This is a genomic window from Mycobacterium sp. DL99 (assembly GCF_004762045.1).
GTDB lineage: Bacteria > Actinomycetota > Actinomycetes > Mycobacteriales > Mycobacteriaceae > Mycobacterium.
The window spans coordinates 2,382,926-2,401,474 of the sequence record NZ_SJOM01000007.1; the positions used below are offsets into that span (position 1 = coordinate 2,382,926).

At 66.8% G+C, this 18,549-nt stretch carries 20 protein-coding genes; 14 read left to right on the plus strand and 6 right to left on the minus strand.

What is annotated here, in order from left to right; genetic code table 11:
• Positions 1 to 15 precede the first annotated feature (15 nt).
• The 5 genes from EYZ64_RS11960 to trmD all read left to right on the plus strand — a co-directional run bounded on the left by EYZ64_RS11960 (position 16) and on the right by trmD (position 2,595).
• A complete protein-coding gene (locus tag EYZ64_RS11960; RefSeq protein ID WP_135453620.1) occupies positions 16 to 435 on the plus strand; it encodes a nuclear transport factor 2 family protein in 420 nt (139 codons plus the stop codon).
• Positions 436 to 629: 194 nt separating this feature from the next.
• Complete coding sequence (gene rpsP / locus EYZ64_RS11965) at positions 630 to 1,109, plus strand: 30S ribosomal protein S16 (protein ID WP_135453621.1); 480 nt, start codon at positions 630 to 632, stop codon at positions 1,107 to 1,109.
• Between the two features lie 8 nt (positions 1,110 to 1,117).
• On the plus strand, positions 1,118 to 1,360 hold the full coding sequence (locus tag EYZ64_RS11970) for an RNA-binding protein (protein ID WP_003881089.1): 243 nt from the start codon (positions 1,118 to 1,120) through the stop codon (positions 1,358 to 1,360).
• A 10-nt stretch (positions 1,361 to 1,370) separates the two neighbouring features.
• Positions 1,371 to 1,898 carry a ribosome maturation factor RimM gene (rimM, locus tag EYZ64_RS11975; protein ID WP_135453622.1) on the plus strand — a complete coding sequence of 176 codons (528 nt, stop codon included), beginning with the start codon at positions 1,371 to 1,373 and terminating at the stop codon, positions 1,896 to 1,898.
• Positions 1,899 to 1,911: 13 nt separating this feature from the next.
• Positions 1,912 to 2,595 carry a tRNA (guanosine(37)-N1)-methyltransferase TrmD gene (gene trmD / locus EYZ64_RS11980; protein WP_135453623.1) on the plus strand — a complete coding sequence of 228 codons (684 nt, stop codon included), beginning with the start codon at positions 1,912 to 1,914 and terminating at the stop codon, positions 2,593 to 2,595.
• On the opposite strand, the gene EYZ64_RS11985 is transcribed toward trmD, so the two are convergent.
• Entirely contained in the window at positions 2,592 to 3,548 is a 957-nt protein-coding gene (locus EYZ64_RS11985; protein ID WP_135453624.1) for a serine hydrolase, read from the minus strand. The genes trmD and EYZ64_RS11985 overlap by 4 nt on opposite strands.
• 325 nt (positions 3,549 to 3,873) lie before the next feature.
• Here EYZ64_RS11985 and rplS point away from each other — a divergent pair, with 325 nt between their 5' ends.
• The 5 genes from rplS (at position 3,874) to EYZ64_RS12010 (ending at position 7,528) form a co-directional block, all read left to right on the plus strand.
• Positions 3,874 to 4,215: a 50S ribosomal protein L19 gene (rplS, locus tag EYZ64_RS11990; protein WP_029111328.1), complete on the plus strand. Its 342-nt coding sequence runs from the start codon at positions 3,874 to 3,876 to the stop codon at positions 4,213 to 4,215.
• A gap of 67 nt (positions 4,216 to 4,282) precedes the next feature.
• Positions 4,283 to 5,143: a signal peptidase I gene (gene lepB / locus EYZ64_RS11995; RefSeq protein WP_135453625.1), complete on the plus strand. Its 861-nt coding sequence runs from the start codon at positions 4,283 to 4,285 to the stop codon at positions 5,141 to 5,143.
• A gap of 22 nt (positions 5,144 to 5,165) precedes the next feature.
• Entirely contained in the window at positions 5,166 to 5,951 is a 786-nt protein-coding gene (locus EYZ64_RS12000; RefSeq protein WP_286175278.1) for a ribonuclease HII, read from the plus strand.
• Positions 5,948 to 6,253, plus strand: coding sequence for a DUF2469 domain-containing protein (locus tag EYZ64_RS12005; protein ID WP_003881082.1), 306 nt, complete (start codon positions 5,948 to 5,950; stop codon positions 6,251 to 6,253). Before EYZ64_RS12000 ends, EYZ64_RS12005 begins: the two co-directional genes overlap by 4 nt.
• 72 nt (positions 6,254 to 6,325) lie before the next feature.
• Positions 6,326 to 7,528, plus strand: coding sequence for an amidohydrolase (locus EYZ64_RS12010; RefSeq protein ID WP_135459962.1), 1,203 nt, complete (start codon positions 6,326 to 6,328; stop codon positions 7,526 to 7,528).
• Here EYZ64_RS12010 and EYZ64_RS12015 read toward each other — a convergent pair.
• From EYZ64_RS12015 to EYZ64_RS12030, 4 genes are read right to left on the minus strand one after another with little or no spacing between them, the layout of a single operon-like run.
• Entirely contained in the window at positions 7,515 to 8,219 is a 705-nt protein-coding gene (locus EYZ64_RS12015) for a dienelactone hydrolase family protein (RefSeq protein ID WP_167857798.1), read from the minus strand. The two genes, EYZ64_RS12010 and EYZ64_RS12015, sit on opposite strands and share 14 nt — an antisense overlap.
• A 24-nt stretch (positions 8,220 to 8,243) precedes the next feature.
• Positions 8,244 to 9,698, minus strand: a complete 1,455-nt coding sequence (locus tag EYZ64_RS12020; protein ID WP_135453626.1) for a protein adenylyltransferase SelO — start codon at positions 9,696 to 9,698, stop codon at positions 8,244 to 8,246.
• 19 nt (positions 9,699 to 9,717) lie between these two features.
• On the minus strand, positions 9,718 to 10,104 hold the full coding sequence (locus EYZ64_RS12025; protein ID WP_135453627.1) for a DUF2237 family protein: 387 nt from the start codon (positions 10,102 to 10,104) through the stop codon (positions 9,718 to 9,720).
• Between the two features lie 33 nt (positions 10,105 to 10,137).
• Entirely contained in the window at positions 10,138 to 10,878 is a 741-nt protein-coding gene (locus EYZ64_RS12030) for an IclR family transcriptional regulator (protein ID WP_135453628.1), read from the minus strand.
• Between the two features lie 135 nt (positions 10,879 to 11,013).
• Between EYZ64_RS12030 and EYZ64_RS12035 the strand changes: the two genes are divergently transcribed.
• Positions 11,014 to 12,366: an SLC13 family permease gene (locus EYZ64_RS12035; protein ID WP_135453629.1), complete on the plus strand. Its 1,353-nt coding sequence runs from the start codon at positions 11,014 to 11,016 to the stop codon at positions 12,364 to 12,366.
• 36 nt (positions 12,367 to 12,402) lie between these two features.
• Positions 12,403 to 13,815 (plus strand): acyl-CoA synthetase, encoded by a 1,413-nt coding sequence (locus tag EYZ64_RS12040; protein WP_135453630.1) that lies wholly within the window; start codon positions 12,403 to 12,405, stop codon positions 13,813 to 13,815.
• A 5-nt stretch (positions 13,816 to 13,820) separates the two neighbouring features.
• Here EYZ64_RS12040 and EYZ64_RS12045 read toward each other — a convergent pair whose 3' ends face one another.
• Positions 13,821 to 15,425, minus strand: a complete 1,605-nt coding sequence (locus EYZ64_RS12045) for a PucR family transcriptional regulator (RefSeq protein WP_135453631.1) — start codon at positions 15,423 to 15,425, stop codon at positions 13,821 to 13,823.
• 113 nt (positions 15,426 to 15,538) lie between these two features.
• Between EYZ64_RS12045 and EYZ64_RS12050 the strand changes: the two genes are divergently transcribed.
• Positions 15,539 to 17,032 (plus strand): CoA-acylating methylmalonate-semialdehyde dehydrogenase, encoded by a 1,494-nt coding sequence (locus EYZ64_RS12050; protein ID WP_135453632.1) that lies wholly within the window; start codon positions 15,539 to 15,541, stop codon positions 17,030 to 17,032.
• Between the two features lie 13 nt (positions 17,033 to 17,045).
• Positions 17,046 to 18,431 carry an aspartate aminotransferase family protein gene (locus EYZ64_RS12055; RefSeq protein ID WP_135453633.1) on the plus strand — a complete coding sequence of 462 codons (1,386 nt, stop codon included), beginning with the start codon at positions 17,046 to 17,048 and terminating at the stop codon, positions 18,429 to 18,431.
• The last annotated feature ends 118 nt before the right edge of the window (positions 18,432 to 18,549 follow it).

Sequence of the window (18,549 nt, forward strand, 5' to 3'; positions counted from 1 at the left end):
GTGTTGAATCGAGACATGTTGAGCCTGGCCGAGATTTCGGATCGCTTGGAGATCCAGCAGTTGTTGATTGACTACTCCACGGCGATAGACCGTCGACTGTTCGATGACCTCGATGCGGTGTTCACTTCTGATGCCTACATCGACTACCGGGCAATGGGCGGTATCGACGGCCAGTTTCCGGAGGTCAAGGCGTGGTTGGCCGAGGTGCTGCCGAACTTCCCGGCCTACGCGCACATGCTCGGCAACTTCGATGTGCGCATCGACGGGGGCAAAGCCTCGTCCCGCACCATCTGCTTCAACCCGATGGTGCTGCCGGGGCTGGAGCAACAGGTGTTGTTCTGCGGGCTCTGGTACGAGGACGAGTTCGTCCGGACTGCCGACGGCTGGCGGATGAGTCGCCGCGTCGAGACCAAGTGTTTCGACAAGGTGGTTTGAGTCGCCTCCGGCGACTGTCGTCTGAACCGGCGCGATTTTGGCCAATACTGCCTGCTCTGGCACAATTGGCGGCTGTCTGCCGCGCGACTCGTTCAATGCGCTGTGCGGCGGTCACACACGTAAGGCAAAACCGGATCGGGCAATTCCGCCCGCATCGCCGAATTGCAGCGTGACATAGAGGAGAAGTCTCAAACATGGCTGTCAAGATCAAGCTCACCCGGCTTGGCAAGATCCGCAACCCCCAGTACCGCATCGCTGTCGCCGACGCGCGCACCCGCCGCGAAGGCCGCGCCATCGAGGTCATCGGCCGCTACCACCCCAAGGAAGAGCCGAGCCTGATCGAGATCGATTCGGAGCGCGCGCAGTACTGGCTGGGTGTCGGCGCCCAGCCCACCGAGCCGGTGCTGGCCCTGCTGAAGATCACCGGTGACTGGCAGAAGTTCAAGGGCCTGCCGGGTGCCGAGGGCACGCTGAAGGTCAAGGAGCCCAAGCCGTCCAAGCTCGAGCTGTTCAACGCGGCACTGGCCGAGGCGGAGAGCGGCACCGGTGCTGCGGCCGTCACGCCCAAGAAGAAGAAGGCCCCTAAGAAGGATCAGCAGGACGAGGCCACCGGCGCCGAGGCTGAGGCACCTGCAGCCGAGGCCGCTGCCGGCGAAGCCGCAAGCGAGAGCTGAGTAACGCAGTGAGTTCTGTCGTGGTCGACGCCGTCGAGCACCTGGTCCGCGGCATCGTGGACAATCCCGACGACGTACGCGTCGACATGGTCACCAGCCGCCGTGGGCGGACCGTCGAGGTGCACGTGCACCCCGATGACCTGGGTAAGGTCATCGGCCGCGGTGGCCGCACCGCCACTGCACTGCGGACCCTGGTCGCAGGCATCGGTGGGCGCGGTATCCGCGTCGACGTGGTGGACACCGACCAGTAGCGTCGGATCCATGGACCTGGTTGTCGGGCGGGTTGTCAAAGCTCACGGCATTTCCGGTGAGGTTGTCGTCGAGGTCCGTACCGACGACCCCGACGCGCGGTTCATCCCTGGCGTGGCCCTTCGGGGCCGCGCCAAGGGAGGTGCCGAGCGTACTTTCTCAGTCGAGTCCGTGCGTGATCACGCCGGTCGGCTGTTGATTCGTCTGGCCGGTGTCGCCGATCGCAATGCGGCCGACGAGCTGCGTGGCACGGTGTTCATCGTCGACACCGCCGATCTGCCCGCGATCGACGATCCCGACGAGTTCTATGACCATGAACTCGAAGGCCTGCGGGTCGTCACGGCTGACGGCACCGCGGTGGGCGCGGTCCGCGAGGTACTGCACACCGCGGCCGGCGAGCTGCTGGCGGTCAAGGCCGATGCTGACGGCCGCGAAGTGTTGATTCCGTTCGTCAGTGCCATCGTCATCTCGGTATCCCGGGAAACCGGAACCGTCGTCATCGATCCTCCAGACGGTCTGCTGAACCTGGACCTGGTCTAGAAGGTGCGCAACTGTGCGTATTGATGTCGTCACGATTTTCCCGGCCTACCTCGATCCCATCCGGCAGTCGTTGCCGGGCAAGGCGATCGACGCCGGAATCCTCAGCGTGGCCGTACATGACCTGCGGAACTGGACCCACGATGTGCACAGGTCGGTGGATGACTCACCGTACGGCGGGGGTCCTGGAATGGTCATGAAAGCGCCGGTGTGGGGTGAGGCGCTCGACGAAATTTGTTCCGAGGAGACACTTCTGGTCGTACCGACCCCGGCGGGGCGTCCGTTCACCCAGGCTGTCGCCGAACGCTGGAGTACGGAATCTCACCTGGTGTTCGCCTGCGGACGATACGAGGGGATCGACCAGCGGGTGGCCGACGACGCGGCCCGCCGGATGCGGGTCGAAGAGGTTTCCATCGGCGACTACGTCCTCAACGGCGGCGAGTCGGCGGCCTTGGTGATGATCGAGGCGGTGGTCCGGCTGATGCCCGATGTGTTGGGCAATCCCGCATCCCACCAACAGGATTCGCATTCCGACGGCCTGCTTGAGGGGCCGAGCTACACCCGGCCGCAGACCTGGCGTGAGCTTGACGTGCCCGATGTACTGCTGTCGGGGGACCACGCCAAGGTGGCGGCGTGGCGCCATGAGCAATCGCTGCAACGCACCCGCGAGCGCCGGCCGGATTTGCTCGAGGAGTCCTAGATCCGCCCGCCGGGGAACATTGTCTTCACGGCGTCGGTGATGGTGTCGCGCGCGGTGGCGGCGTCCGTAGGCTGCAGTGAGCCGATCACCATGATGAAGCGGCGGTCGGGGCCGATCACGCCGGTCGACAGGTGCATCCAATCCGAACCGATACAACACATCCAGCCCTGCTTGACCGCGACCGGCTCGGCGTAAAGGCCTTCGGGGATGCCGAATCGCTGGGGGTAGACCCCGCCCGGTTGCATGCCATCGATGGCGTTCGGAGTGGACTGAGCCAGGTTGGACAGGATGACATTGGCCTGTTCTGCGGGAAGACCGCCGCTGCCGTTCATCAACATGTCGTAGTAGCGCACCAGATCAGCCGCGGTGCTGATGGTGTTCCACCACCGCCCGTCGTTCGGCGGCCGGGTCGATTCCAGGCCGTAGCGGGCGGTCACCCGGGTGACGATCGCGCTTCCGCCACCGCGGTTCCAGAAGACCTCGGCGGCGCTGTCGTCGGAGGATCTCAGCATCACGTCGAGGTTCTCGCGGTCCTCGGGGCTGAGGACGGTCTGTCCCTTGGCTTCCTGCAGAAGCAGATCATCGGCGATGAACAACTTGGCCACCGACGCGATGGCGATGGTGGTCTCATTTCCGTTGGACACCAGCTGGCCGGTGTTGCGGTCGAGCACCAGCAGGGTGATCTCGGCGCCGGCGTCCGCGGCGGTGTCGGTGGCCAGTTGCGCGCGGTCCGCGAGCCCCATGAATGCGGCGGTGGGTTCGCCGGGCGGCGCCTCGGGCAGCGGAGCCATGCTGCCCTGCGGGACGACGACGGTCAGCTGCGGCGCGCCGGCGGGGGCCGGGGGAGTCCCATAGACCCGGGCCTCGCAGCCGACCGTTACGACAGCCATCGCGACCACTGCCGTCACGCCGGCTGCGCTCGCCATCCTCAGCTTCGACGGCCGCCGTCGCATGGTCCTCCTTGAACCGTCAACAAAATCCGATGGGCTCTGCAGGACCGGCACATCGGTGGGTGAAGCCTAACCGTTCGCCTCGTGGCTCGCGTGCGTAGTCGTGCTCGAAGTATGCTGCCGGAGTCGGTGCTGATGGGGGGCTGCGACTCGCCGGATTTCACGGTATGGGGACCCATCTGGCACAATTGAGCAGTTGTCTGCGCAGGACTGGGCCGGCTTGTCCGCGTTCCGCTGCGAGATACACCCCGATACACCCGAAAATAGCTTCGGCTGCGCGCCATGTGCACGCTCGTCCGGAGCCGCGAACAACAAGGAAGTGTCACCGATGAACACGCTGGACTTCGTCGATCAGGCGTCGCTGCGCGACGACATCCCGACCTTCAGCCCCGGCGACACCGTCAACGTGCATGTGAAGGTGATCGAGGGCTCGAAGGAGCGCATCCAGGTCTTCAAGGGTGTCGTGATCCGTCGTCAGGGCGGCGGTATCCGCGAGACCTTCACCGTGCGGAAGGAGAGCTACGGCGTCGGCGTCGAGCGGACCTTCCCGGTGCATTCGCCCAACATCGATCACCTCGATGTCGTGACCCGCGGTGACGTGCGTCGCGCCAAGCTCTACTACCTGCGCGAACTGCGTGGCAAGAAGGCGAAGATCAAGGAAAAGCGCTGAGCGCGCTGCTCCGCCTGACGAAGCTCTCGTCGCGGGACCGGTCACGACGCTCGCTACTGTGGTGCCTGTGACCGGACCCACCGACTCTGCCGATGCGCGCGCGGAGGACGACCTCGAAACCGACTCGGATCCAGATTCCGTTTCAGATTCGGCGGAGTCCGCTGCCGGCGAAACGCCGGACGAGTCACCCAAGCCCAAGCATTCCACGGCGCGCGAGGTTGCCATTCTGGCCACCATTGCCTTGGTGCTTTATTACGTCACGCTGACGTTCATCGCGCGGCCCTATCTGATTCCTTCGGAATCCATGGAGCCGACGCTGCACGGCTGCGCCGGCTGCGTGGGTGACCGCATCATGGTCGACAAGGTCACCTACCGGTTCTCGAAGCCGGAGCCCGGTGATGTGGTGGTCTTCAAGGGGCCGCCGTCGTGGAACATCGGCTACAAGTCGATCCGTTCGGACAACACCGCCATCCGCTGGGTGCAGAATGCCCTCTCGTTTGTGGGGTTTGTGCCGCCGGACGAGAACGACCTGGTCAAGCGGGTGATCGCGGTCGGCGGTCAGACAGTGCAGTGCCGTGCCGACACCGGGCTGACAGTCGACGGCAAACGGCTGAACGAGCCCTACCTGGATCCGGCCACCATGATGGCCGACCCGAGCATCTATCCGTGTCTGGGCAATGAGTTCGGCCCGGTCACCGTCCCGCCTGATCGGCTGTGGGTGATGGGTGACAATCGGACCCACTCGGCCGACTCACGGGTGCACTGCAGCAATTTGCCCGCCGACGCACGGGAAGGTCTGTTGTGCACGGGCGATCCGATGGCCGGCACCGTTCCGGTGGAGAATGTAATCGGAAAGGCACGGTTCATCGCCTGGCCGCCATCGCGCTGGGGCGGTATCACTGGCGGGGACCCGCAGACCGACTCCTAGGAGCTGCCCTGTGCCTCCAGCGGTGAAAGCGTCGTGGCCGCCTCGGACGGTGATCCGGCGGTCATCCGGTCTGCGCACCCTGGAATCCGCGTTGTATCGCAACGGTCTCGGCCCGGTCGCCGGGGTGGACGAGGTGGGCCGCGGGGCCTGCGCGGGACCGTTGGTCGTGGCGGCCTGCGTACTGGGTCCCAACCGGATGGACAGCCTGGCCTCTCTCGACGATTCCAAGAAGCTGGGTGAGCGGGAGCGGGAGCGGTTGTTTCCCCTGATCCGCCGGTATGCGCTGGCGTATCACGTGGTGTTCATCCCGTCGGATGAGGTGGACCGCCTCGGTGTTCACGTGGCCAATATCGAGGGCATGCGGCGTGCGGTGGCGGGGTTGTCGCTGCGGCCCGGGTACGTGCTGTCCGACGGGTTCCGGGTTCCGGGACTGGCGGTGCCTTCCTTACCGGTGATCGGGGGAGACGCCGCGGCCGCCTGCATCGCCGCGGCCAGCGTGCTGGCCAAGGTCAGCCGGGATCGGTTGATGGTCGAGATGGAGCAGCACCATCCCGGCTACGGGTTCGCCGAGCACAAGGGGTACAGCACTGCGGCGCACTCCGCGGCGTTGACGGAGTTGGGGCCGTGTGCGGAGCACCGCTACTCGTATGTGAACGTGCGGCGGGCCGCAGAGATCACCGGCGTGCGGCGGGCCGCCGAGATGGCGGACGTGCGGCGGGATATGGCACCAATGCGGCATGCTGAAGCGGCGTACGCAAAGATGGTCGACAGGGCATCAGCACAACCAGAAGGACAGCACACCAGATGAGCGCCGAGGATCTCGAGAAGTATGAAACCGAGATGGAGCTCTCGCTTTACCGCGAATACAAGGACATCGTCGGGCAGTTCAGCTACGTCGTCGAGACGGAGCGCCGCTTCTACCTGGCCAACAGTGTGGAGCTGATTCCGCGTAACTCCGAGGGCGAAGTCTATTTCGAATTGAGGCTCGCCGACGCCTGGGTGTGGGACATGTACCGCCCGGCCCGGTTCGTCAAACAGGTGCGGGTCATCACGTTCAAGGACGTGAACATCGAAGAGGTCGAAAAGCCCGAGTTGCGGTTGCCGGAGTAACAGCGGTCAGGGGGCGAGGCGATGGCGACGGTCGGTACCGGACCCGACGATGTTCGTCGCCGCGCCGAGGCCGTGCTGGCGCACCTGCCTGAGGTGCGCGCATGGCAGGAGCCGCTCTACCGGGACCTGCATCAGCATCCCGAACTCTCGCATCAGGAACGGCGTACCGCGGGTGTCGTGGCTGCGCGCCTGCGGGAGTCTGGCCTGGCCGTCCATGAAGGTGTCGGGGGAACCGGTGTGGTCGGGGTGCTGGGTAACGGCGACGGTCCTCGGGTGCTGTTGCGTGCGGACATGGATGCGCTGCCGGTGACCGAGGCGACGGGTCTGCCGTATGCGAGTGACGAGCCCGGCGTGATGCATGCCTGTGGCCATGACGTGCACGTCACGTGTCTACTGGGCGCGGCCGAATTGTTCGCCCGGGCGACGGATCACTGGCGCGGCACCATGATTGCGGTTTTCCAGCCGGCCGAGGAGGTCGGTGATGGGGCGCGCGGGATGGCCGATGACGGCCTGGCCGATCTCGTCGGCCCGGTCGATGTGGCGTTGGCCCAGCACGTGTTTCCGGCCCCGGCCGGGCAGCTGCGTACCCGCAGCGGTCCGGTGTTGTCTGCGGCCGACAGCCTGCGCATCACGGTCTACGGCCGTGGTGGGCACGGTTCGATGCCGCAGACCACGGTGGATCCGGTGGTGCTGGCGTCGATGATCGTCATCCGCTTGCAGACGATCGTGTCCCGCGAGGTCGATCCGAGCCAGACCGTCGTGCTGACCGTCGGCAGCATTCAGTCGGGGATCAAGAGCAACGTCATCGGCGACCATGCGGTGCTCGAACTCAACCTGCGCACCTTCGACGAATCGGTGCGCACCGCGGTACTCGCGGCGATCCGGCGCGTGGTCATCGCCGAGTGCCGGGCATCCGACTCGCCCCGCGAGCCCGAAATCGAGTTGTACGAGAGTTTTCCGCTGACCGTCAACGACGGTGCGGTGACGGCGCGCGTCGAGGCCGCGTTCGGCGAGTACTTCGGCGACCGGGTGCAGTCCATGCCGGCCGGGTCGGCCAGTGAGGACTTCGGTGACATCCCGGCTGCCCTCGGCGCGCCCTACACCTATTGGGGCTTCGGCGGCGTCGACGAGCAGGCCTTCCGTGCGGCGGTGGCCGCTGATCGTGTGGGCGCCGATATTCCGATGAACCATTCACCGCGGTTCGCCCCGGTGCTCCAGCCGACGTTGGACACCGGAACAGAGGCGCTGGTGGTGGCCGGGCTCAGTTGGCTTTAGCCGTCAGGTGCTCGTCGAAGAACGCGAACACCCGCGACCAGGCGTCGGCGGTGGCGGCCTCGTTGTAGCCGAAGCCGGCGATGCGCAGAAAGGCCTGCCCGGGCAGTTGATTGGCGAAGCTGTGCCCGGCTTCGGGGTAGACCTTGATGTCGGCCGGGATGTTCTTGTCGCCGACGATGCGCTGCAACCGGTCTGCGGCACCGATGCCCATCGGGTCGCGGCGGCCGAAGCTGGCCACCACTGGGCACGAGGCGTCCAACGTCTGGTCGAGCCGCTTGGGCAGCGGGGTCCCATAGAACGGCGCTGAGGCGCCAAATCCTTTGGGGCCCATGATCAGCGCGAATTGGCCGCCCATGCAGAACCCCGCGATGCCGATGATCCCGTTGCATTGCGGGTGCGCACGCAGGTGGTCGCGGGCGGCCAGGATGTCGTCGAGCGCCCGGCCGCGCTGGGTCAGCAGTTCACGGAACACCCGGGTGATGCAGCGGGCCCGGCCGCCACGGGAGTAGAGGTTCGGCGTGAGCGCGAGATAGCCGGCGCCCGCAACGCGTTCCGAGATCGCCTCGTTGTCCGGTCCATAGCCGATCGCGTCATGGATGATCACCACCCCGGGCCGCGGTCCTTCGCCGCTGGGGAGGCTGAGCAGAGCGTCGATCGGGCCGGCCGGGGTGTCCATCGTGATCGTCGTCACCCGACCCACGGTAGCGCCTGGTCCTCAGGTTCCGCAGAACGTGCGGTAGGCGCCGAAGTCGGCAGGCGCCGGAGCGGCATACCGATCGAGCCCGGGGCGGTCGTCGTAAGGCGCCGCGAGGGCGGTCATGAGGTGCTCGACGGGTTCCATGTCGCCGTTCATCGCCGCGTTCAGGGCTTCCTCGACGAGGTGATTGCGCGGGATGTAGACGGGATTGACCCGGTCCATCGCGGCGGTGTCGGGGCCAAGGGCGCGCCACCGCGCCAGCCATTCGTCGAATTCGGCGGCGATCGTGCCTTCTCCGCGCGCGGCACGGCCGAGGTCGCGAAAGAACGACGTGTAGTCAGTTCGGTTCTGTTGCAACAGCACAATCAGGTCGTCGATCAGGGTGCGTGCCACTTCGCCGTCGACATCGGCGGACAGTCCGAGCTTGGCGCGCATGCCGGCCGACCACGCCGCGTCGAATTGGGGGCCGAAGCCGTGCAGCGCTTGGGTGGCGATCTCGACGGCGTGCTCGCCGTCGTCGTCGAGCAGGGGGAGCAGGGTTTCGGCGAAGCGGGCCAGGTTCCACGCGGCCACTGTCGGCTGGTTGCCGTAGGCGTACCGGCCGCCATGGTCGATCGAGCTGAATACCGTTGCGGGATCGAAGGTTTCCATGAACGCGCACGGTCCGTAGTCGATGGTCTCGCCCGAGATGGTCATGTTGTCGGTGTTCATCACGCCGTGCACGAACCCGACCAGCATCCACTGCGCCAGCAGTGAGGCCTGCGCCGAGATGACCGCCTCATACAGTGCCAGGTACGGGTTGGCGGCGTCGGCCGCTCCGGGATGGTGGCGGGCGATGGCGTGGTCGGCCAGCCGGCGCAGCAACCCGATGTCTCCGACGGCCTGCGCATGCGCGACGGCGTACTGGAAACTGCCGACCCGTAGATGGCTGCCGGCGATCCTGGCCAGCACCGCCCCGGGCACCAGGGTTTCGCGGCGGACGTCGCGACCGGTGGCGACGACGGCCAGTGCCCGCGTCGTGGGAATGCCCATGGCGTGCATGGCCTCGCTCACGATGTACTCGCGCAGCATCGGCCCTACGACGGCCAGGCCGTCGCCGCCGCGGGCGAAAGGCGTGCGTCCCGATCCTTTGAGATGCAGGTCACGGGGACGGTCGTCGGCATCGACGAATTCGCCGAGCAGCAGCGCACGGCCATCGCCCAGGCGAGGGACGTACCCGCCGAACTGGTGCCCGGCGTAGGCCTGCGCGACCGGGGTGGCGCCGTCGGGCACGACGGTGCCCGACAGCAGGCCGAGCCCGTCGGGGCTGCGCAGCCAGGAGACGTCGAGGCCGAGTTCGTCCGCCAGTGGCTCGTTGAGCACGAGTAGTCGCAGAGCCGGGGCCGCCTCGGCCCGCCATGCGACCGCCATCTCGGGCAGGGCGCGGGCGAAGCGGTTGTCCAGAACAACGGTCGGCTCGGATGCGACGCTCACGCCTTGAGCCTACGGAGCCTCAGAGGCTGCCCAGGTCGTCGGGCACATCGACGGCGTACTGCTGAAGGACGTCGAGGGGCACGAGGTCGAGGGTGCGTTCATGGGTGGCCGCCAGCACCACCGGGGCCGCCTTGCCGTCATTGTGTGCGCGCAGCCAGTTGACGGCGGTGACACACCAGCGGTCCCCGGGCGTCAGGCCGGGAAACCGGTACTGCGGAGCCGGTGTCGACAGGTCGTTGCCGATGGACTGCTGGTGTTCGAGGAACTCGGCGGTCACCACCGCACAGATGGTGTGCCGGCCCGCATCGGCGTCGCCGGTCGAGCAGCACCCGTCGCGGTAGAAGCCGGTGAGCGGGTCGGTGCCGCACTCCGCCAGCGGGCCACCCAGCACGTTGCGATCAGCCATCTCGGTATCGCCTCTCCAGAGTTCTGCGCGAGTTCACAGTGCCGCGGAGATTCGGTGCGCGGTCTCGCGCACCGCACTTCCGAACCTGGCGAACTTGTCGGCCGTAATCCTGCTGCTCGGTCCCGATATCGAGACCGAGCCGATGGGTTCGCGCTGTGCGTTGACGATACTGGCGCCGAGTGCGGTGATGCCGGCGTTCAGGCCCTGCTCGTTCACCGAGTATCCCCGCGTCCGCACCAATTCGATGGTCTCGCGCAACCGGCCCGGATCGGTGATCGTGTGTTCGGTCTGCGGCGCGAGGTGGTGCGAAAGGTACTGCGCAACGTAATCGTCGGTGCTGGCAGCGAGAAACGCTATCCCGGTTGCTGAGGCGTGCAACGGAATTCGCGATCCCAACGGCATGAAGGCGCGCAGCGGATGTGGGGTGTCCAAGCGCTCGATGAGTACCAACTCCGGCCCGTCGGGTGCGGCCAGGTGGATAGTCTCAGTGGTATCGAGCTGCAGCTCGTTGAGGAACGGGAGCGCGGTTTCGCGCATCAGTTGATGATCGCCGGCCCGGCTGCCGACGGAAAACGCCCGGTACGTCAAGTTCCATCGGGTGGGTTGCGCGGAGGTCGGTCGTAGCCAGCCGATCTCGTGCAGCGTGAGCAAACACCTCTGCACCGTGCTCTTGGGCAGGCCGACCGCGCGCGTGAGCTCGGACAGACCTACGGGCTGCATTCTTGCGACCGTTTCCAACACCTGAAACGCGGACACCACGCTGTTCGTCGACACGCGCCCTCCTCGGCGACCCACATTGACCCGTGGCGCAGATGTGAGCTAGCTTACCCGCACCGGTTCATACAGTAGACCACTGTGCCACACAGTGGACCAGTTGGGAAGCGGGTCCAACGTTTCGAAAGGCGAGGAATGACAATTCAGCTGCTGGCGCTGGCGATCTTTGTCGGCGTCTTCGCGGTTTCGGCATGGCGCAACGCCCACCTGGGCGTGTTGATGTTCGCCGCGGCATGCGGGGTGGGGCTCGGGTTGGCGGGCATGCCGATCGACGACATCGTCGACGGCTTCCCGATCGACATCCTGGTGCTGCTGGTCGGGGTGACGTACTTCTTCGGGATCGCCCACGCCAACGGCACCATCGACCGGATCATCGAGGTCACCCTGGCCAAGGTCGGGCATCGGACGGTGCTGCTGCCATTGGTGTTCTTCCTGCTGACCGCGGCGATCTCGGCGATGGGCTCCCCGCTGGGTGGGTTGGTGATGGCGCCGATCGGCATGATGGTGGCAGACAAGCGCGCGATCGATCCGATGCTGATGGCACTGTCGATCGGAACCGGCCTGAGCGCCGGGGCGTTCGCGCCCACCAGCCTGTTCGGCATCGTCACCTACGGCACCGCACATCAGGCCGGCATCGACCTCAACCCGTTCGTGCTGTTCTTCGTGGCGCTCATGGTCAACCTGGCGCTGCTGACGGCCGCGTACGTCCTGTTCGGCGGACTCAAGCTGCTGCGCCGAAATGTGGCCGCAGCTCCGGCGGTGTCCCTGTCGGTGGATGACCGACTGGTCGCCGTCGGCGGCGGTACGCGGGGTGTCCCGCTGGGCGCCGCGTCGAGCCCGGACCTGCCATCCGGTCGGGAACGAAACCCTTTCACCCGCAATCAGATCGCCACCGTGATGGCCATGGTCGGCTTGATCGGTGCGGTCATCGGAATGTCGCTGGCAGGCATGGATCCCGATATCGGCGTCTTGGCCTTCGCGCTCGGCGCGGTGCTCACCCTCGCGGACCCGCGATCGGGAAACAAGGCGATTCCCCGTATCGACTGGTCGACAGTTCTGCTGGTGGGCGGCATCATCACGTTCGTCGGCGTGCTCGACAAGCTGGGGGCGGTCGATCTGCTCGGTGAGTTCGCCGGCCACATCGGTGTTCCGCTGCTGGCCGCACTGTTCATATGCCTTGTGGCAGGGCTTGTTTCGGCGTTCGCCTCGACCACCGGCATGCTGGCGGCTCTGGTTCCGCTCGCGTTGCCTCTGGTGGCCGCCGGCGGCATCCCCGGCTGGGCGTTGATGTGTGCGCTCGGTGTGTGCGCGTCGATCGTCGACGTCTCGCCTTTCTCCACGGTGGGCGCGACGCTGGTCGCCACCACCGTCGACGAAGCGCAACGACCCCGGATGACCAGGCTGCTGATGCGCTGGGGGTTGTCGATGGTGGTGATCGGCCCGGTTCTGCTCGTCGGGACCCTCGTCCTCCCGGGCACGGTGTTCTGAGTGTCAGCCACCAGCAATGAAAGGACCTGTCCGCCCATGCTTTTGACATCTCTTGACCCTGCCGGGAGCGACTCAGTCGACACCGCCGCCGCGATCTCGGTCGGTGCCCGGAGTATGTCGCGGGCGCAGCTGTTCGATGCTGCCTGCGCGCTTGCCGGCGCATTGCCCGACGGGGGACCGGTCGCGGTGTGTGCCCAACCGACGCTGGAGACGGTCGTCGCTGTGGTCGGCTGCCTGTTGGCCGGCGTCCCGGTAGTTCCGATTCCACCCGACTCCGGCTCTGCTGAGCTGCGGCACATGCTCACCGACGCCCGCGTCACGTGTTGGGCGGGACCGCCGCATCGGGACTCGGAACTTCCCGTGATAGCGGCAACCGTCCAGGGCCGTGGGAGTGGCGAATTGCCAGACGCACCGTCACCCGACGCGGTCGCGATGATTCTGTACACGTCGGGGACCACCGGTGCACCCAAGGGGGTCAACCTCAGTCATCGGGCGTTGGCGGCCGGCATCGACGCCGTGGCCGACGCCTGGCAATGGACCCGCGACGACACGGTGGTGCACGGTCTGCCGTTGTTCCACCTGCACGGACTGATGCTCGGTGTGCTCGCCTCGCTGCGCATCGGCTCCCGGGTGGTCCATACCGTCAAACCGCGACCGGAGCGCTATGCCGCCGCGGCCGGCACGATGTACTTCGGCGTGCCCACGGTGTGGTCGCGCATCGCCGCCGACGAAGCATCGGCGCGGGCGCTACGTGGTGCCCGCCTGCTGGTATCCGGTAGCGCGCCGTTGGTGACCCCGGTTTTCCACCGCATCACCGAGCTGACCGGTTGCACGCCGATCGAGCGTTACGGGATGAGCGAGACCATGATCACCTTGTCCACCCGCGCGGACGGGGAACGCCGGCCCGGCTCGGTCGGTCAACCCGTCCTCGGCGTCGATACCCGGCTGCGCACCGAAGACGGTCAGGTTGTTCCCGACGACGGCAGCAGCATCGGACGGCTCCAGGTGCGCGGCCCGATGCTGTTCGACGGCTACCTCAACCGGCCCGAAGCCACCGCGGACGCCTGGACCGACGACGGCTGGTTCATCACCGGAGACGTCGCCACCCGCGACACGGACGGGTTCCACCGAATCGTCGGGCGGGAATCGGTGGATCTGATCAAGTCGGGCGGATACCGAATCGGCGCCGGCGAGGTCGAAACCGCACTGCTCGCCCATCCGTCGGTGCGTGAGGCAGCCGTTGTCGGGCGTGCTGACCCCGACTTGGGACAGCGGGTCGTGGCATACGTGGTGACCGATGACGGGAACCGGCCTCAGCTCGCCGACGGTCTCATCGAATTCGTGGCCCAGACCCTGTCGCAGCACAAGCGGCCGCGTGAAGTCGTCTTCGTCGGCGAGCTGCCCAGAAACGCCATGGGCAAGGTGCAGAAGAAGCTCCTGATCGACTGAGCGGATCAGGGTGTCGGCTGCGGACTGGCGCTGCCCTGCGCGTCGAGCACGAGCAGCGCCACGTGCAGTGAGGTCATCGATTCACCGTCATCGAGGTTGACGCCGAGGCGGCGTTCGATCGAGGCCAGCCGGTTGTAGAGCGCGGGACGGCTCATGTGCAGGCGTTTGGCCAGTGCGGACTTGTTGGCTGCCAGTTCCAGGTAACCCCGCAGCACCTCCATGTCGTCACTGCCCCGCTCGGCGTCGTGGATCAACAGGGCCTTGAGTTCGGTCTCGGCGAACATCTGGACCCGGGGATCATCGAGCAGCAGGGTGATCAGTCCACGCAGGCGGACGTCGGAGGCGCGTACGAACGGGCGTGGCAGGTCCGACATCGACGCCGCGACCTCGGCGACGTGGGTCGCCTCGCGCAGGCCGTGTACGGCATCGGCGAACGCACCGGCGTTGCCGCCGACGGCGATGATGACCTTGTCGGCGTCGCCGCCGCGGGCGACCGCCTCGCGCCAGCCCTCGGCCAGGCGGCTGAGTGTGGCATCGGCGCTCACCCCACGTCGCGGGTTGAGAGCAAGCACCAGGCCGATCTCACCGTCGCGCCGGATGGAGCAGATCGCGCTGTGCCCTTGGGATTTCACGCCGTGGGTGACCGCGTCGAGGATGCGGAGGTTGCGGCGTTGGGTGCCGACGGGGTCGAGCCGGTCCGCCGGCGCGCCCACCCGGACGGTGGTCGGCAGGTAGGGCCCCGAGGCGCGCAGGCCGAGGGCCAGGGCGCGGGCGTCGGCCTCACGGTCGTCAGCGATCCGCCCGCCAAGGACGTCGTCGATCAACCCGCTCTGGGCCTGATGCTCGAGGCCGGTCCGTCCGCGTTCGGCCATCCGGTGCAGGGCCAGTGCCTGTGCGGCCCGTTCCAGGACCATCTTGGTCTTGGCCGGGGCGGCAGGGGCGTGCGGCACGATGAGCCGGCCCCACTCCTCGGTGCGAGGTCCGACGGCGGTGGTCGCCCAGGGTTCGGTCATCGCCCGGGATCTGCGCTGCCAGTCGGTGAGCACGGTGGTGGCCGGCTCATGGCGGGGGGAGATCGCCAGTACCTGGCGGGACAGGTCCTCCAACACCACCGATTCGTCGATCATCTCGGCCGTCGCCCGCACGATGTCCGCCATCGACGGGCGTTTCATGCTGAGCTCGGTGAACGTCTGGTGGGTGCGGTGGGCGAACTCGAGCTCCTCGTACTGGTCGGCGACGATGAGCCGGTGCACCGCCTCGGTCACCTCGACGAACTTGGTCTGCTGGTGCAGCACCACCAGCGCCAGGCCGAGGGTCTGGGCCATTTCGCCGACGCTGGTGGGCAGCGATTCGATACGGGTGCCCAGTTCGACGACGACGCCGACGACGCCGGCCCGCTGCATCCGTCGCAGATAGTCGCGCGGCGCATCGCGCAGTGCCGCGCCGGTGGTCAGCACCAGCTCGCCGCCCTGCAGCAGCCCGGCCAGGTCGGGCATATCGCTCACGTGAACCCAGCGCACCGGGCGGTCCAGTTGTTGTGCGCTGAGGACCTCGGGCTCGCCGGCCTGCACCACCGGGAGTCCTACGATGTCGCGCACGGTTGGGATCATTTTACAAAGTGTAATGAACTAATCGGCCAGACTTACAAGATGATGGCTTCGACGGAGCCGATGGTGACCCAGAGTAATACCTGTACTTACCGCCACAGGAAGGGTCGGAATCCATGAGCAATGTCATCCAGCACTGGCGCGACGGCAAGGTATTTGCCGGCGCTTCGGCGGCCACGGCCCCGGTTACCAATCCGGCGACAGGCGAGGTCACCGGCGAGGTCGCGCTGGCCAGCGTGGATGACGCGCGTGCGGTGATCGATGCCGCGGTTGCGGCGTTCCCGGCCTGGCGTGACGCGTCGCTGACCAAGCGCACCTCGGTGCTGTTCGCGTTCCGCGAGCTGCTCAACGCCCGCAAGGAAGAACTCGCCGCGATCATCACCAGCGAGCACGGCAAGGTGCTCTCCGATGCGCTCGGCGAGGTGAGCCGCGGTCTGGAGGTCGTCGAGTTCGCTTGCGGTATCCCGAATCTGCTCAAGGGCGGGTTCACCGAGAACGCCTCGACCAACGTCGACGTGCATTCCGTGCTGCAGCCGCTGGGCCCGGTCGGCATCATCTCGCCGTTCAACTTCCCGGCCATGGTGCCGATGTGGTTCTTCCCGATCGCCATCGCTGCGGGCAACACCGTCGTGCTCAAGCCCTCGGAGAAGGATCCCAGCGCCGCGCTGTGGATGGCCCGGTTGTGGGCCGAGGCCGGCCTGCCCGAGGGCGTGTTCAACGTGCTGCAGGGCGACAAGACCGCGGTCGACGAGCTGCTGACCAACCCTAAGATCAAGGCGATCTCCTTCGTCGGGTCCACCCCGATCGCCCAGTACGTCTACGCCACCGCCACCGCGGCCGGCAAGCGCGTACAGGCCCTGGGCGGAGCCAAGAACCACGCGGTGATCCTGCCCGACGCCGATCTGGACCTGGCCGCCGACGCCATGGTCAACGCGGGCTTCGGTTCTGCCGGTGAGCGCTGCATGGCCATCTCGGCCGCCGTCGCCGTCGGCCCGATCGCCGACGAGCTGGTCGCCAAGATCGCCGAGCGCGCCAGCACCATCAAAACCGGTGACGGAACCAAGGATTCGGACATGGGTCCGCTGGTCACCAAGGTTCACCGGGACAAGGTGGCCTCCTACATCGACGCCGGCGAGGCCGACGGTGCCAAGGTCGTGGTTGACGGCCGCACCGTGATCGCCAACGGCGGGGCCGACGGATTCTGGTTGGGCCCGACCCTGCTGGACAACGTCACCCCCGAGATGAGCGTCTACACCGACGAGATCTTCGGCCCGGTGCTGTCGGTGCTGCGGGTGGAGACCTACGACGAGGCTCTTGCGTTGATCAACAACAATCCCTACGGCAACGGCACCGCCATCTTCACCAACGACGGCGGCGCCGCACGGCGCTTCCAGAACGAGGTCGAGGTGGGCATGGTCGGCATCAACGTGCCGATCCCGGTTCCGATGTCCTACTACAGCTTTGGCGGCTGGAAGGCTTCGCTGTTCGGTGACAGCCACGCACACGGCGCCGAAGGCGTGCACTTCTTCACTCGCACCAAGGCCATCACCACCCGCTGGCTTGACCCCAGCCACGGTGGCATCAACCTCGGCTTCCCCGAGAACAAGTGAGAGAATTTCAGCCATGACTGTGACTCAAGAGTCCGCCGTGCTGCCCAACGGGTTGACCGTGGAGGCGGCGAAGGCCGAGGCCGCGCGGGCCTATGAACTCGACCGCGCACACGTGTTCCACTCCTGGTCGGCGCAGGAGGAGATCTCGCCGATGACGATCACCGCCGCGCAGGGCTCCTACGTGTGGGACGGTGACGGCAACCGCTTGCTGGACTTCTCCTGCCAGTTGGTCAACACCAACATCGGCCACCAGCACCCGAAAGTTGTTGCCGCCATTGCCGAGCAGGCCGCCAAGCTGTGCACGGTGGCCCCGCAGTACGCCAATGCGGCCCGCTCGGAGGCGGCCCGGCTGATCGCCGAGCGCACCCCCGGCGATCTGAACAAGGTGTTCTTCACCAACGGCGGCGCCGACGCGGTCGAGCATGCGGTGCGCATGGCCCGTCTGCACACCGGCCGCTACAAGGTGCTGTCGCGGTACCGCGCCTACCACGGCGGCACCGACACCGCGATCAACCTGACCGGTGATCCGCGGCGCTGGCCCAACGACCGCGGCAACGCCGGCGTCGTGCACTTCAACGGACCGTTCCTGTATCGCTCGTCGTTCTACGCCGAGACCGAGGAACAGGAATCCCAGCGCGCGCTGGAGTACCTCGACAAGATGATCCAGATGGAGGGCCCGTCCACCATCGCCGCGATCATCCTGGAGTCGATCCCGGGTACTGCCGGCATCATGGTGCCCCCGCCCGGATACATGGCCGGGGTGCGGGAGATCTGCGATCGCTACGGCATCGTGTTCATCGCCGACGAGGTGATGGCGGGATTCGGCCGCAGCGGAAAGTGGTTCTCCATCGACCACTTCGACGTGGTGCCCGATCTGCTCACCTTCGCCAAGGGCGTGAACTCCGGTTACGTGCCGCTCGGTGGTGTGGCGATCAGCCCGGCCATCTACGAGACGTTCGCGCATCGTTCCTACCCGGGTGGGCTGACCTACTCCGGTCATCCGCTGGCCACCGCGGCCGCCGTGGCGACCATCAACGCGATGGCCGACGAGGGCATGGTCGAGAACGCGGCCAAGATCGGTGCCGAGGTGCTGGCGCCGGGCCTGGCCGAGCTGGCCGCCAAGCACCGCAGCGTCGGCGAGGTGCGCGGCGCCGGTGTGTTCTGGGCCGTCGAACTGGTCGCGGATCAGCAGGCCCGGGAGCCGTTGGCGCCCTACGGTGGCTCCAGCCCGGCGATGAACGCCGTGATCGGCGCGTGCAAGGCCAACGGCCTGCTGCCGTTCGCCAACTTCAACCGCGTCCACGTGGTGCCGCCGTGCAACGTCACGGAGGAGGAGGCGCGCGAGGGTCTGGCGATCCTGGACAAGGCGCTCGACGTCGCCGATCAGCACACGAACTGATCTCTGGGGCTGCCCTTCACTGAGACTGCGCTCAGGGACAAGAATCGCGAAAAATCTGTCCCTGAGTGCAGTCTCGGTGTGCGTTTTACACCGCTATTGCCCGGTTGAGCCCTGATCC